Origin of the sequence: Streptomyces sp. NPDC049970, assembly GCF_040660235.1 — a bacterium.
Classification (GTDB): Bacteria; Actinomycetota; Actinomycetes; order Streptomycetales; family Streptomycetaceae; genus Streptomyces.
In genome coordinates this window covers 260,953-273,520 of sequence record NZ_JBFALP010000001.1, presented here as the reverse complement: position 1 = coordinate 273,520, position 12,568 = coordinate 260,953, and the positions used below count along the sequence as shown (strand labels likewise).

At 72.4% G+C, this 12,568-nt stretch carries 12 protein-coding genes; 1 reads left to right on the top strand and 11 read right to left on the bottom strand.

What is annotated here, in order from left to right; translation table 11 throughout:
- Positions 1–25: 25 nt before the first annotated feature.
- The 9 genes from AB0I83_RS01145 to AB0I83_RS01105 form a co-directional block, all read right to left on the bottom strand.
- On the bottom strand, positions 26–805 hold the full coding sequence (locus AB0I83_RS01145; protein ID WP_356841564.1) for an exodeoxyribonuclease III: 780 nt from the start codon (positions 803–805) through the stop codon (positions 26–28).
- 34 nt (positions 806–839) lie between these two features.
- A complete protein-coding gene (locus AB0I83_RS01140) occupies positions 840–1,487 on the bottom strand; it encodes an MBL fold metallo-hydrolase (RefSeq protein ID WP_356531714.1) in 648 nt (215 codons plus the stop codon).
- Between the two features lie 12 nt (positions 1,488–1,499).
- Positions 1,500–2,762 (bottom strand): alpha/beta fold hydrolase, encoded by a 1,263-nt coding sequence (locus tag AB0I83_RS01135; protein ID WP_363303432.1) that lies wholly within the window; start codon positions 2,760–2,762, stop codon positions 1,500–1,502.
- 703 nt (positions 2,763–3,465) lie between these two features.
- Positions 3,466–4,131, bottom strand: coding sequence for a hypothetical protein (locus AB0I83_RS01130; protein ID WP_356531713.1), 666 nt, complete (start codon positions 4,129–4,131; stop codon positions 3,466–3,468).
- A gap of 59 nt (positions 4,132–4,190) precedes the next feature.
- Positions 4,191–5,351: an ROK family glucokinase gene (locus AB0I83_RS01125; RefSeq protein WP_356531712.1), complete on the bottom strand. Its 1,161-nt coding sequence runs from the start codon at positions 5,349–5,351 to the stop codon at positions 4,191–4,193.
- 132 nt (positions 5,352–5,483) lie between these two features.
- A complete protein-coding gene (locus AB0I83_RS01120; RefSeq protein WP_363303123.1) occupies positions 5,484–6,344 on the bottom strand; it encodes an ATP-binding cassette domain-containing protein in 861 nt (286 codons plus the stop codon).
- Positions 6,341–7,390, bottom strand: coding sequence for an ABC transporter permease (locus tag AB0I83_RS01115; RefSeq protein ID WP_363303122.1), 1,050 nt, complete (start codon positions 7,388–7,390; stop codon positions 6,341–6,343). Before AB0I83_RS01115 ends, AB0I83_RS01120 begins: the two co-directional genes overlap by 4 nt.
- Positions 7,387–8,370 (bottom strand): sugar ABC transporter substrate-binding protein, encoded by a 984-nt coding sequence (locus tag AB0I83_RS01110; protein WP_363303121.1) that lies wholly within the window; start codon positions 8,368–8,370, stop codon positions 7,387–7,389. The genes AB0I83_RS01115 and AB0I83_RS01110 overlap by 4 nt, the downstream gene beginning before the upstream one ends.
- A 236-nt stretch (positions 8,371–8,606) precedes the next feature.
- Entirely contained in the window at positions 8,607–9,368 is a 762-nt protein-coding gene (locus AB0I83_RS01105) for a GntR family transcriptional regulator (protein ID WP_363303120.1), read from the bottom strand.
- Positions 9,369–9,461: 93 nt separating this feature from the next.
- Between AB0I83_RS01105 and AB0I83_RS01100 the strand changes: the two genes are divergently transcribed.
- Positions 9,462–10,466 carry a Gfo/Idh/MocA family oxidoreductase gene (locus AB0I83_RS01100; protein WP_363303119.1) on the top strand — a complete coding sequence of 335 codons (1,005 nt, stop codon included), beginning with the start codon at positions 9,462–9,464 and terminating at the stop codon, positions 10,464–10,466.
- A 75-nt stretch (positions 10,467–10,541) separates the two neighbouring features.
- Here the strand turns inward: AB0I83_RS01100 and AB0I83_RS01095 are convergent, their stop codons facing one another.
- Both AB0I83_RS01095 and AB0I83_RS01090 read right to left on the bottom strand, forming a co-directional pair.
- Positions 10,542–11,270 carry a response regulator transcription factor gene (locus AB0I83_RS01095; protein WP_363303118.1) on the bottom strand — a complete coding sequence of 243 codons (729 nt, stop codon included), beginning with the start codon at positions 11,268–11,270 and terminating at the stop codon, positions 10,542–10,544.
- Positions 11,267–12,484: a histidine kinase gene (locus AB0I83_RS01090; protein WP_363303117.1), complete on the bottom strand. Its 1,218-nt coding sequence runs from the start codon at positions 12,482–12,484 to the stop codon at positions 11,267–11,269. The genes AB0I83_RS01095 and AB0I83_RS01090 overlap by 4 nt, the downstream gene beginning before the upstream one ends.
- Between the last annotated feature and the right edge of the window lie 84 nt (positions 12,485–12,568).

Below are 12,568 nucleotides of genomic sequence, written 5' to 3'. Positions count from 1 at the left end.
GGCCGTCCCGCCGAGCACCGGAGCGTCAGAGTTCGAGGTCGACGACCACCGGGGCGTGGTCGGACGCCCCCTTGCCCTTGCGCTCCTCGCGGTCGACGTAGCTGTCCTTGACCGCCGCCGCGAAGGGGGCGTTGCCGTAGACCAGGTCGATGCGCATGCCCCTGTTCTTGGGGAAGGCGAGCTGGCGGTAGTCCCAGTAGGAGTACGGGTGGTCGTACTTGAGCGGACGCGGCACCACGTCCGACAGCCCCTTCCCGCGCAGCGCGGCGAGCGCGTCACGCTCGGCGGGGGTGACGTGCGTGGCCCCCTCGAAGACCGCCGGATCCCAGACGTCCTCGTCGGTGGGCGCGATGTTGTAGTCGCCGAGGACGGCGAACGGCAGCGCTCCGGCGGCATCGTCCGCGACGGCCCCCTGGAGGGCCTCCAGCCAGCGGAGCTTGTACGCGTAGTGGTCGTGGGCGACCTCGCGGCCGTTGGGTACGTAGACGGACCAGACCCGGACGGGGCCGCAGGTCGCCGAGACGGCCCTCGGCTCCTCCACGCCCTCGTACTCCGGGCCGCCGGGCAGCCCGGTCACCACGTCCGCGAGGCCGACGCGGGAGAGCAGCGCGACGCCGTTCCACCGGCCCGTGGCGTTGACCGCGGAGTCGTAGCCCGCCTCACGCAGGGCTTCGGCGGGGAACTGCTCGAGCGTGCATTTGGTCTCCTGGATGCACAGCACGTCGGTGCCGCTGCTCTCCAGCCAGGCCAGCAGCCTCGGGAGCCGGGCGGTGATCGAATTGACGTTCCAGGTGGCGATGCGCATGCCGTAAACCTAGCCGCTCCCACTGACAGCCGGGTCAGAGACGGGTCGCGTCGCCGGGGGTCAGCCGTCCGTGGTCCGTTCCGCCCAGGGCGCCGATCTGTGTGTCGTAGATCGGCCGGGCGAGGTCGGTGAGGAGCGCGTCGTGGATGTCCAGGGCACGGCGCGGGCCGACCTCGCGCACGTAGTCGATGACCTCCGAGATCTTGTTCCAGGGGGCCATCACCGGCAGCATCAGCGTGTCCACCGGCTGGTCGGGCACGGTGAGGGCGTCACCCGGGTGGAAGACCGACCCATCCACCAGGAAGCCGATGTTGGTGACCCTCGGGATGTCCGGGTGGATCACCGCGTGCAGTTCGCCGTGCACCTGCACGTCGAGTCCAGCGGCGGTGAACGTGTCGCCGTGGCCGACGGTGTGGACACGGCCCGGGAACGCGGCGGACATCTGCTCGGCCACACTGCGCAGGGTCCACAGGTGCACGGCCGGGTCGGCTTCCAGAGCGGCGCGCAGCCGGGCCTCGTCGAAGTGGTCCGGGTGCTCGTGGGTCACCAGGATCGCGTCGGCGCCGATCGCGGCGTCCCGCTCGGTGAACCCGCCCGGGTCGATGACGAGCGACTGCCCGTTCCGCTCCAGGCGGACACAGGAGTGGGTCTTCTTGGTGAGGGTGAGTGGCGAGGCGTTCATGCCACCATCCTGCTACGCGGGCGGGGTGGTTTCCTCCTGGATGACGGACCGCGCGATCTCGAACGCGGCGCCGGCGGCAGGAACACCGCAGTACACGGCCGTCTGGAGCAGGACCTCCTTGATCTCCACGGGGGTCAGCCCGTTGCGCAGGGCCGCCCTGACGTGCTGCGCTAGGCCCCCGAGATGGCCGGACGCCACGACCGCGGTGAGGGTCACACAGCTGCGGGACCTGCGGTCGAGGCCCTCGCGGGTCCAGATCTCCCCCCAGGCGTAGCGGGTGAGGAGCTCCTCGAAGTCCTCGGTGAAGCCGTCGGAGGCCGCGGTCGCGGCGTCGACGTGCGCGTCGCCGAGCACCTCACGCCGGACCTTCATCCCCCGGTCGTACAGGTCGCTGCGTCCCGTCGCGGAGGCGTCGGGCAGGCCGGCGGCGGACGCGATCTCCGCTACGGGGACCACCGGGGCGAACGGTGCGGCGAAGCCGGGTGACGGCGGTACGGGGATCGACGCCAGGGTGTCCTGCCAGGCAGTCGAGAAGTGCATGAGCAGCAGGTCGGTCACGGCGCCGGGCTGCTCGACCGGGGCCAGGTGGGAGGCGCCGGGCACGAGGGCGAGCCGCGCGTCCGGGATGCCCGCGACCAGGTTCCGGGCCTCGGCGGGGCCGGTGACCTTGTCCTCAGCTCCCACCAGGACGAGGGTCGGGACCCCGAGGCGGGGCAGTTCCGTACGGATGTCGAAGGCGGCCAGTGCCTCGCAGGAGGCGATGTAGCAGCCGGGGTCGGTGGTGCGGACCATCTGGACGGCCCACTCGACGATGGCGGGCTGGGCGGCCGCGAAACCGGGGGTGAACCAGCGTTCCGGGGACGTACGCGCGATGGGCTCCAGCCCGTTGGTACGGACGATCACCCCGCGCTGACGGAATTCGTCCGCTGTCCCGAAGCGCGGGGAGGCGGCGACGAGCGCGAGGGCGGCGATCCGGTGCGGATGGCGCAGCGCGAGGTCGGCACCGACGGCGCCGCCGATGGAGCAGCCCGCATAGCCGAAGCGCTGGACGCCGACGCTGTCCAGCGTGGCGAGCAGCCGGTCGGCGAGGTCGCTGACGGAGGCCGCGGGATGGGCGGGGGCCCCGCCGTGGCCCGGCAGGTCGTAGCGGAAGATCCGCCAGTGCTGCGCGAGCTCGGGTATCTGGCGGTCCCACATGTGCCAGGTGGTGCCGAGCGAGGGCCCGATGACGAGGACGGGGGCGTCCTCGGGACCGTCGAAGCGGTACTGGAGCAGCCGGCCCGATTCGGAGGCCTGGGCGGCCCCTCGCGAGTCGGGCGCGGGCCGCGGCTGCCGCGGTCCCGGCTGCGCGGGACCAGGCTGCGCGGGACCAGGCTGCGCGGGACCAGGCTGCGGCGCCTGCGTACCAGGTCGCGCGTGCTGTCCGGGGTAAGGCGCCTGCGCCACGGGACCGGGCTCGGAAACCGGGCCGGACTGCGGCCCCTGCGGGCCCGGCTGCGCGTGCTGTCCGGGGTACGGCGCCTGCCCCGCGGGACCGGGCTGGGACACCGGGCCGGGGTAGGGCGCCGGCCCGGCGTGGCCGGGCTGCGGCTGCTGCGGTCCCGGCTGTGTGTGGGCGGGGTACGGCGCCTGCGTGCCCGGTCGCGCGTGGCCGGGGTGCGGCACCTGGTCGGCGGGACCGGGCCGGGGCGCCGGGCCGGGCTGCGGGGGGCCGCCGGCGTCCTGGGCGTATCTCGGTCCGGGAGCAGGCTGCGAAAGCGGGGCGTGCGTCTGCGGCGGAGGGCCGCCGGCGACGTCGTGGGGGGACTGCGCGTACGGCTGTCCCGGTACGGGCCCGGGAGCCTGGGGAAGGTGCCGGATCACCTCGCCCAGCAGGGGCTCGGGATGGGCCGTCCGCGTAGGCCGGGCGGGCTGCGGGGTCGTCTCGCTCACGTCGCTCACTCGCTCCAGGGTAATGAGCGGCCGTCCCACTCCCCCGTCAGGGGGTCGCCGCCGACACCACGTAGACGACCGGAGCCGCCGGATCGGTCATGTTGACGGTGATGTTCTGGGTGGGACGCGGGTCCTTGTTCGTGTGGACCGTCCCCGCCCAGTCGACGCCCGGTCCGAAGTACCAGCCGGTGATCTTGACGTCCCGGGCGCCGATCGTGACCTTGCCGGTCTCCAGCGCCGCCCGGCCGGTTCCGACGCCGCTCAGGAAGCGGTCGAGCCCGGCGGAGGTCGTACGGAACTTCACGTACATCCTGCTGGCCTTCCAGTTGTTCGTCTCGTAGTACTGGACCCCGACCGCGTTGCCCGGGACGGGCAGTTCGAAGATCCGGCGCTGCATCCCGGACGGCCAGTCCTCGCGCAGGCCCTGGGCCGCCGCCTCGGCCTCCTTGTCCTTGCCGGACCGGCGGCTCTGACCGGCGGAGATCACGAGGTAGCCGGCCGGGATCCCGATGAGCAGCACGATGATGGTCAGCGTGATCAGGCGTCGGCGGACCACCCTGCGCCGGTCCTGCGGAGGCGTACCGTCGCCGTCGCCGGACGATCCCGAGGCACCGGACGAGCCCGAGGAGCCCGACCCCGAGGAACCGGAGGACCCGGCGGGGCCTGACGAAGGGGGCTGGCGCGGCACGATGTGGTGCTCGGCTGCGGTCATGGTCGGTGATCCCTCGAAGCTGCGGTGCGGAGTGCGGGTGGCGGGTGCCGCGACGCGCGTCAGTCGGCCGTGGTGCGGGTGCCGCGGATGGTGCTGGCGGCCTGGTCGTAGAACTGCGCGTAGCGCTCGTACCGCTCGACCCGGCGGCGGTTGGTGCGGCGGAACCTCCGGGCGACCAGACGGGCGAGGTCGGCGGCGCCGACCATACCGGCCTCGGGGCCGAGCTGCGCCTTCGCGATGCGCGCCTCGGGGCGGTAGCCGCGGCCGGTGAGGTGGCGCTTGAAGGCGTCCCTGGCCGGGCCGATCAGCAGGTCGTCGGCCGCACTCACCCCGCCGCCGATGACGAAGCAGGAGGGGTCCAGCGCGGCGGCGAGGTTGGCGATTCCGACGCCGAGCCACTGACCGATGTCCTGGAGGAGCTCGACGCACATCGCGTCGCCCTCGCGGGCGAGTTCGGTGATGAGCGGCCCGGTGATGTCGGGGATGTTCCCCTTGACCCGCTCGATGATGCCGTGCGCCACCGGGGAGTCCGCCGCTGCCAGTTCCCTGGCCTCGCGCACCAGGGCGTTGCCCGAGCTGTACTGCTCCCAGCAGCCGCGGTTCCCGCACGGGCAGCGGTGTCCGCCGGGCACCACCTGCATGTGGCCGAACTCACCGGCTACCCCGTACTTGCCGCGCTTGACGTGGCCGTCCTCCAGGATGGCTCCGCCGATGCCGGTCCCCAACGTGATCATGACCAGGTGGTCCTCGCCCCGGCCGGCGCCGAAGCGCCATTCCGCCCAGGCCGCCGTGTTGGCGTCGTTGTCGACCATGACGGGGACGACGAGGCGGGAGGCGAGCGCGTCACGGAGCGGTTCGTCACGCCAGGCCAGGTGCGGCGCGAAGAGCACCTTGGAGCGGTCAGCGTCGACCCACCCGGCCGCACCGATACCGACGGCGTGCACGTCGTGCCGGTCGGAGAGGTCCAGGACCAGCTCGACGATGGTGTCCTCGACGACCCGGGGGCTCTTGGACTTGTCCGGCGTCTCGGTGCGCAGGGTCTCCAGGATGTTGCCGTCGGCGTCGACGACACCGGCCATGACCTTCGTGCCGCCGATGTCGATGCCGACCGTGGGGACACGGGGCGCGGTGAGGTGCGAGCGCCGCTCCCTGGTGCCGACGGTACGCAGGACGGTCGCGCGGGCGGAGCCGCGGTGTGTGAAGTCGCGGTACGTGCTCATCGTCCCTGCGCAGGTCGGGGGGCCGGTCGGTACTCAGTCCGGCGGCGGACGGTGCCCGCTGTGCACGATTCTGCCATTCCCGCGCCCCCGGAGCCGGTCTCCGGGCCGGGGGCGCGGGGTACAGAACGGGACTTAAGCGGCGTCGTCTCCGACCGGGCGGCCACCGAGGTGGTCCGGCGGCGTGGCCCGTTCGAGCTCGTGGCTGAGCTCTTCGAGCTCGCTCCCACCGGCCATCTGACGGGTCAGTTCGTCCAGGGTGACGTCGTCCCTGGTGTGGCTGCCGGACATGACGCCCCGCTTCAGCAGGACGAACCGGTCGCCCACGAGATAGGCGTGGTGCGGGTTGTGCGTGATGAGGACCACGCCCAGACCGGCGTCCCGGGCAGCCGCGACGTACTTGAGCACGACCCCCGACTGCTTGACGCCGAGTGCCGCGGTCGGCTCGTCGAGGACGAGGACCTTGGCACCGAAGTACACGGCGCGGGCGATGGCCACACACTGCCGCTCACCGCCCGAGAGCGTGCCGATCGGCTGGTCCACGTCCCGCAGGTCGATGCCCATGCGGAGCAGCTCCGCGCGCGTCGTCTCGCGCATACGCCGGACGTCGAGGCGCTTGAACGGCCCGGAGCCCTTCGTCGGTTCCGAACCCAGGAAGAAGTTGCGCCAGACCGGCATCAGCGGCACGACGGCCAGGTCCTGGTAGACGGTGGCGATTCCCCGGTCCAGTGCGTCACGCGGATTGGCGAGCGTGGTCTCCTCGCCCTCGACGAGGAAGGTCCCGGCGTCGTGCCGGTGGAGACCCGCGATGATCTTGATGAGGGTCGACTTGCCGGCACCGTTGTCCCCGAGGACGCAGGAGATCTCCCCGGCGCGAACCTCCAGCGAGACGTGCTCCAGAGCCTTGATGTTGCCGTAGAACTTGCTGACGTCGTCGAGCTCGACCAGCGCCGGACCGGCCGTGTCCCGCGGGGCGGGAGCCTGGGTGGCCGTCATTTCGTCGCCTCCGCGCGCTTGCGTACCCATGCGTTGAGCAGGGTGGCCAGGAGCAGCATCGCTCCCAGGAAGAACTTGAACCAGTCGGGGTTCCACTCCGCGTACACGATGCCCTTGCTGGTCATGCCGAAGATCAGCGCGCCGATCGCGGACCCGACCGCGGAGCCGTAGCCGCCGGTGATCAGGCAGCCGCCGATGACGGCCGCGATGATGTAGATCAGCTCGTTGCCGACTCCCTCGCCGGACTGCACCACGTCGTAGGAGAAGAGCAGGTGCTGCCCGGAGACCCAGGCCGCGAAGGCGACACCGAGGTAGAGCCCGATCCTCGTACGGACGACCGGCACGCCGACCGCGCGCGCGGCGTCGGCCTCACCGCCGACGGCGAAGATCCAGTTCCCGAAGCGGGTACGGATCAGGATCCAGGTGGCGATCGCGATGAGCGCCGCCCACCACAGGATGGTGACCTTCAGCTCCACCTCGCCGATGGTGAGGTAGGACGCGAAGACCTTGCGGGCGGAGTCGAAGCCCTCCATGTTCCCGATGCTCTTGGTCGACACCGTGCCGCTGATCAGCTTGGTGAAGCCCAGGTTCAGGCCGGTCAGCATCAGGAACGTACCGAGGGTGATGATGAAGCTCGGCAGTTTGGTGCGGGTCAGCATGAAGCCGTTGAACGCGCCGAAGCCCAGGGTGACCAGCAGCGACACGAAGACGCCCACCCAGACGTTGGCGGTCATCTGGTAGCTGAACATCGAGGAGACCAGCGCCGAGCTGGTCACCATCACACCGGCGGAGAGGTCGAACTCGCCGCCGATCATCAGGAGTGCCACCGGCACCGCCATGATCCCGATGGTGGAGGCGGCGTAGAGCACCGTGCCGAGGCTGGAGGCCCGCAGGAAGCTGTCGGCGACGATCGCGAAGAAGAGGAAGACGGCCACGGCCCCGACGACCGAGCCGAGTTCCGGCCGGCCGAGCAGCCTGCGCAGCGGTGAGGTGCGCAGCAGGCGTTCGTCGGTACGGGGCGCCGCCGGTTGGCCGGTCGCCGTCATCGGGTTCCCCGATCCGTGTACTCCGCGAGCGCGTCGGCGTCCTCGGCGGTGATGATCTGCGGGCCGGTCAGGACGGGCAGGCCGCCGCCGAGCACGTTCTGGTTGTATCGGTAGAGCCAGAGCAGGTCGACGGCCTCGTAGCCCTGGAGGTAGGGCTGCTGGTCGACGGCGAAGCCGAGCGACTCGTCCCGAAGCCCGGCCGCGACGCTCGCGTTCAGGTCGAAGGTGTCGATCTCGGCCTTGCTGCCCGCGGTCTTCTTCGCCTTGACGGCGGCGGCGGCGAACGGCGCGCCGAGGGTGACGACGGCGTCGATGCTCTTGTCCGAGTCGAGCTTGGCCTCGATGGACGCCTGGACGTCGGGCATGTTGGTGCCGTCGACGTAGAGGTTCTGCATCGTCCCGTCGAAGGTCTTCTTCGCTCCGGCGCAGCGCTGCTCGTGTCCGACGTTGCCCTGCTCGTGCAGGACGCACAGGGCCTTCTTGCGTCCGCGCTCACCCAGCTCGTCACCGACGGCCTCGCCCGCGATGGACTCGTCCTGGCCGATGTGGGTGAGAGCGCCGAAGGCCTTGGACTCGGCGGATCCCGAGTTCACCGTGATGACGGGGATCCCGGCCTTGACGGCCTTGGCCACCACCGTCTTCATCGAGTCGGGCTTGGCCAGCGAGACGATCAGGCCGTCGACCTTCTTGTCGATGGCGGTCTGTACGAGCTCGGCCTGCTGCTGGCCCTCGGCGTCGTGCGAGTACAGGAAGTTGATGTTGTCCTTGCCGGCCGCCTGCTCGGCGCCCTTCTGGACGATGTCCCAGAAGGTGTCGCCATCGCCCGAGTGGGTGACCATGGCGAACGTCCAGCGGGGCGTGTTCACCGCGGACCGGCCCTCGGCCGCCTCCTTGGCGGCGCGCTCCTCCGCCCGCCTGCCGCCGGTGCTGCTGCATCCCACGAGGGAGGCCGCCAGTACCGCTGCCAGCACGGCGCCCATCGCGCGTACCCCTGTCCGAACCCTTGCCACGACGCCGTGCCCTTCTAGTGCTGCTCGCTGTGCTGCCTGGTGGAGCCGGGAGAGCGGACTCGCCGCCCGGCGGGCCAAGTATCCCCGAGCCCGGACCGGCGTGGCCCGGCAGGGGCGCTGGCGGCGCCCACCCGCCGTTCTAAGCGACCTAGCATGACCGCGTCAATGTTTTCGTCCGAACACTCCGACCCGGCACCGTGGGCCCCTCAGGGGCGGACCAGCAGCTGGAACTCGAAGGCGTAGCGCGAGGCCCGGTAGACGTGCGAGCCGAACTCGACCGCCCGGCCGCCGTCGTCGAAGGTGGTCCGCTCCATCGTCAGCAGCGGCGCCCCCACGGGCTCCGCGAGGATTTCGCCCTCACCGGTGGTGGCGGCCCGGGCCCCCACGGACTGCCGGGCGCTGTGCAGGGTGATGCCCGCGCCGCGCATCATCCGGTACAGCCCGGTCGACTCCAGCCGCTCCGTGGCGAGGTCGAGCAGGCCGGGCGGGAGGTGGTTGCGCAGCAGGGCCACCGGCTCGTCGTGGGCGTATCGCACCCGCTCCACGAGATGGACCTCGCCGCCCTCCTCGACGCCGAGCGCGACGGCGACCTCCGGTGTGGCCCGCTCGGTGGTGTTGCGCAGGACCCGTGTCGCCGGCTGCCGACCGGCCGTCTCCAGGTCGTCGTAGAGGCTGCTCAGTTCGAGCGGGCGCTTGATCCGGCTGTGGACGACCTGGGTTCCCACGCCCCGTCTGCGCACCATGAGGCCCTTGTCGACGAGCGACTGGATGGCCTGCCGGACGGTGGGCCGGGACAGGCCCAGCCGCGCGGCGAGCTCCAGTTCGTTGCCGAGGAGGCTGCCGGGTGCGAGCAGCCCCTGGCCGATGGCGGCCTCGAGCTGCTGGGCCAGCTGGTGGTAGAGCGGTACGGGGCTGGTGCGGTCCACGCCCAGCCCCAGGGCGGCGGAGTCGGCGGCTGGTTTGGGCACGGCACGGAGCGTACCCCGTGCCACCGCGCCACACCCTTCAATTTGTCAGGACATATAGTTGACAGTGCGACAGGAGGGCGGCACTTTGGGTCCATGCGCATCGGACTCATCGGCACCGGCCGGATCGGTTCCTTCCACGCGGGCGTCCTGGCGCGCCATCCCTCGGTCGCCTCCTTGGTGGTGACGGACCCCGACGCGGCCCGGGCCTCGCGGGTCGCGGAGCTGACGGGGGCCACTCCCGTCGCCTCCGCCGATGACGTCCTGGGCGCGGGCGTGGACGCGGTGGTGATCACCTCTGCCACCTCGGCCCACGCGGATCTCATCGGCCGGGCGGCCCGGGCCGGCCTGCCGGCCTTCTGCGAGAAGCCGATCGCCCTGGACCTCCGCGGCACCCTGGGCGCGCTGCGCGAGGTCGAGCGCGCGGGCAGCGTGCTCCAGCTGGGATTCATGCGCCGCTTCGACGCGGGCTACACCGCCGCGCGCGCCGCGGTGCGCGCCGGGGCCCTGGGACGGCTGCACACCGTACGGGCGACGACCTCCGACCCCGCTCCCCCGCCCGCCGCCTACCTGCCGCTCTCCGGGGGGCTGTTCAGGGACTGCCTGGTGCACGACTTCGACATCCTGCGCTGGGTGACGGGCCGTGAGGTGCTGGGGGTGTACGCGACCGGGTCGGACGCGGGGCCCGCGATCTTCCGGGCGGCCGGCGACGTCGACACCGCCGCGGCACTGCTGACCCTGGACGACGGCACCCTCGCCACCGCGACGGCCACCCGCTGCAACGGCGCCGGCTACGACGTACGCATGGAACTGGCGGGCGAGCGGGACCAGATCTCGGTCGGCCTCGACGGCCGGACGCCCCTCACCTCCGCCGAACCGCAGGGCCCGCCCGCGCCGACCGAGCCGTGGACGGGCTTCCTGGAGCGGTTCGCCACGGCGTACGAGGCCGAACTGGACGCGTTCCTCCGCGTCGCGCGCGGGGAGCTGGCCAACCCCTGCGACGGCCGGGAGGCGTTGCACGCACTGCGCGTCGCCGAGGCGTGCGAGCTGTCGCGCGCGCGGCAGCGTCCCGTACGCATGACGGAGATCGCCGACGTCTGACGCGCGTGGCCGGAGCCCGCTCGGGCCGCGGTCGACGCACCCCAGGTGGGGCGCCCCGCCACCGGTCCGACGGGTTCAGGCCGGGCCGGTGCCCGGCGGCTGGTCACCGTCCTCGTGGAGGAGACCCGCGTCATGCACCAGCAGGGCGATCTGGACACGGTTGTTGAGGTCCAGCCTGGCGAGGATCCGGGAGACGTGCGTCTTGACGGTGGCGACGCTCAGGTGGAGCGCGGCGGCGATCTCCGCGTTGGAGCCGCCACGCCCGACGGCCGCCGCCACGTCCCGCTCCCGCTCCCCCAGTTCGGCGAAACGCCGCCGGGCACGGGCTCGGCGGGCCATGCCGTCGTGCGCGGGATCCCCTGCCGCGCGGGCCATCAGGCGGCGGGTGACGGCGGGCGAGAGGACCGGCTCACCGGCCGCGACCCGCAGGACCGCCTCCACGATCTGCGCGGGCGGGGTGTCCTTCAGCACGAATCCGGCCGCGCCCGCCCGGATGGCCCGCAGCACCTGCTCGTCGGCGTGGAAGGTGGTCAGGACGACGACCTCGGGGGCGCCGGGGCGGCGCCGCAGCGCCTCGGTCGCGGTCAGACCGTCCATGCCCGGCATCCGGATGTCCATGAGCACGACGTCGGGACGCACCCGGCCGACCAGGCCCGCGACCTCGGAGCCGTCGGCGGCCTCCCCCACCAGGAGGATGCCTTCGGCGCCGCCGAGCATCAGGGCGAGGCCGGCCCTGACGAGCGGGTCGTCGTCGACGACGACCAGCCGGACCCGTGGCGCCTCCGGGGGCGTGGGGGTAGTCATGCCGGCCACGGTAGCCGGGCGCGGACGGTGAATCCGCCGTCGGGCCGGGATCCGTGATCGAGGCTTCCGCCGGCCAGGCTCGCCCGTTCGGCGAGGCCGATGAGCCCCTGGCCGGATCCGGGCACCGGCTCGAATTCCTCGGTGGGGGCGGGGTTGCCGACCTCGATCGTCAGCCCGTCGCCCGGACCGCCGGCCACGGCGACGCCGACCGGGGCTCCGGGCGCGTGCTTGCGGGCGTTGGTGAGGGCTTCCTGGGCGATGCGGTAGACGGTGCGCCCGGTGGCCGAGGGTGCCCGGTCCGGCTCGGCCACGCGGTTGTCCAGGGTGACCTCCATGCCGGCCGCACGGGACTCCTCGATCAGGGCGCCCAGGGTCACCAGGGTGGGCTGCGGCCTGTCGCCCTCGTCCCCCTCACCGGGAGCACGGAGTACGCCGATGATCTCGCGCAGGTCCTGGAGTGCCTCGTGGGAGCTGTCCCGGATGACCCCGGCGGCGCGGGCGACCTCGGCCGGGGGTGCGTCGGGGCGGAACTCGAGCGCGCCCGCGTGGACGCTGAGGAGCGTCAGCCGGTGGGCGAGGACGTCGTGCATCTCGCGGGCGATGGCCTCACGGGCCAGCCGCTGGGCCTGTTCCGCGCGTAGTGCGGCCTCGGTCTCGGCACGGCGTGCCCGCTCGCGCAGGGAGACGACGAGTTGGCGCCGTGACCGTACGACCATGCCCCAGCTGAGCACGAGGAGTACCAGCAGGACACCGATCACGTAGGAGACGACGAAGGAGACCTCGGGGTCCGGGCGCAGCATCGGCTGTACGGGGGAGACCGCGAGTGCGCCGGCCCCGACGAGCGCCACGGGCCTGAACGGCCGGTGCACGGCGAGGCTGAACAGACCCACCAGCATGGCTCCGGCCGCGACGGGCTCGACGAGGCTGACGGCCGTCAGGGCCACGGCGACCCCGACCGGCCACCTCCGCCGGGCCCAGAGCCCGCAGCACGCCGCCGCACCGACGAGCGAGTCGGCGAAGACGACCCCGTCCGGCGTGGTGGGGTCGGCCTCGATCGCCGCGAGGGCCAGCATCCCGAAGCCCGCGGCGCAGAGGAAGGCCGTGATGTCGACAGCCCAGTCCCGTACGGTCCGGCGCGACCTGCCCCGGTCGCCGGGCAACTCGTCGTCGGCCAGGGCCGAGGGCAGCAGCCAGCGGTACTCCGTGCGTGTCATGTCGACGAATCTACGTAGCCGAAGGGCTCGGGAGGGCCGTTCCGGTCCGGGTCGATACCGAAGTCGCACGATCCGATACCTTCG

Bases quoted from the DNA above. Each gene is read 5' to 3' on its own strand.
- AB0I83_RS01145 (WP_356841564.1), bottom strand. From the start codon at position 805: ATGCGCATCGCCACCTGGAACGTCAATTCGATCACCGCCCGGCTCCCG.
- AB0I83_RS01140 (WP_356531714.1), bottom strand. From the start codon at position 1,487: ATGAACGCCTCGCCACTCACCCTCACCAAGAAGACCCACTCCTGTGTC.
- AB0I83_RS01130 (WP_356531713.1), bottom strand. From the start codon at position 4,131: ATGACCGCAGCCGAGCACCACATCGTGCCGCGCCAGCCCCCTTCGTCA.
- AB0I83_RS01125 (WP_356531712.1), bottom strand. From the start codon at position 5,351: ATGAGCACGTACCGCGACTTCACACACCGCGGCTCCGCCCGCGCGACC.
- AB0I83_RS01120 (WP_363303123.1), bottom strand. From the start codon at position 6,344: ATGACGGCCACCCAGGCTCCCGCCCCGCGGGACACGGCCGGTCCGGCG.
- AB0I83_RS01115 (WP_363303122.1), bottom strand. From the start codon at position 7,390: ATGACGGCGACCGGCCAACCGGCGGCGCCCCGTACCGACGAACGCCTG.
- AB0I83_RS01110 (WP_363303121.1), bottom strand. From the start codon at position 8,370: ATGGGCGCCGTGCTGGCAGCGGTACTGGCGGCCTCCCTCGTGGGATGC.
- AB0I83_RS01100 (WP_363303119.1), top strand. From the start codon at position 9,462: ATGCGCATCGGACTCATCGGCACCGGCCGGATCGGTTCCTTCCACGCG.
- AB0I83_RS01095 (WP_363303118.1), bottom strand. From the start codon at position 11,270: ATGACTACCCCCACGCCCCCGGAGGCGCCACGGGTCCGGCTGGTCGTC.
- AB0I83_RS01090 (WP_363303117.1), bottom strand. From the start codon at position 12,484: ATGACACGCACGGAGTACCGCTGGCTGCTGCCCTCGGCCCTGGCCGAC.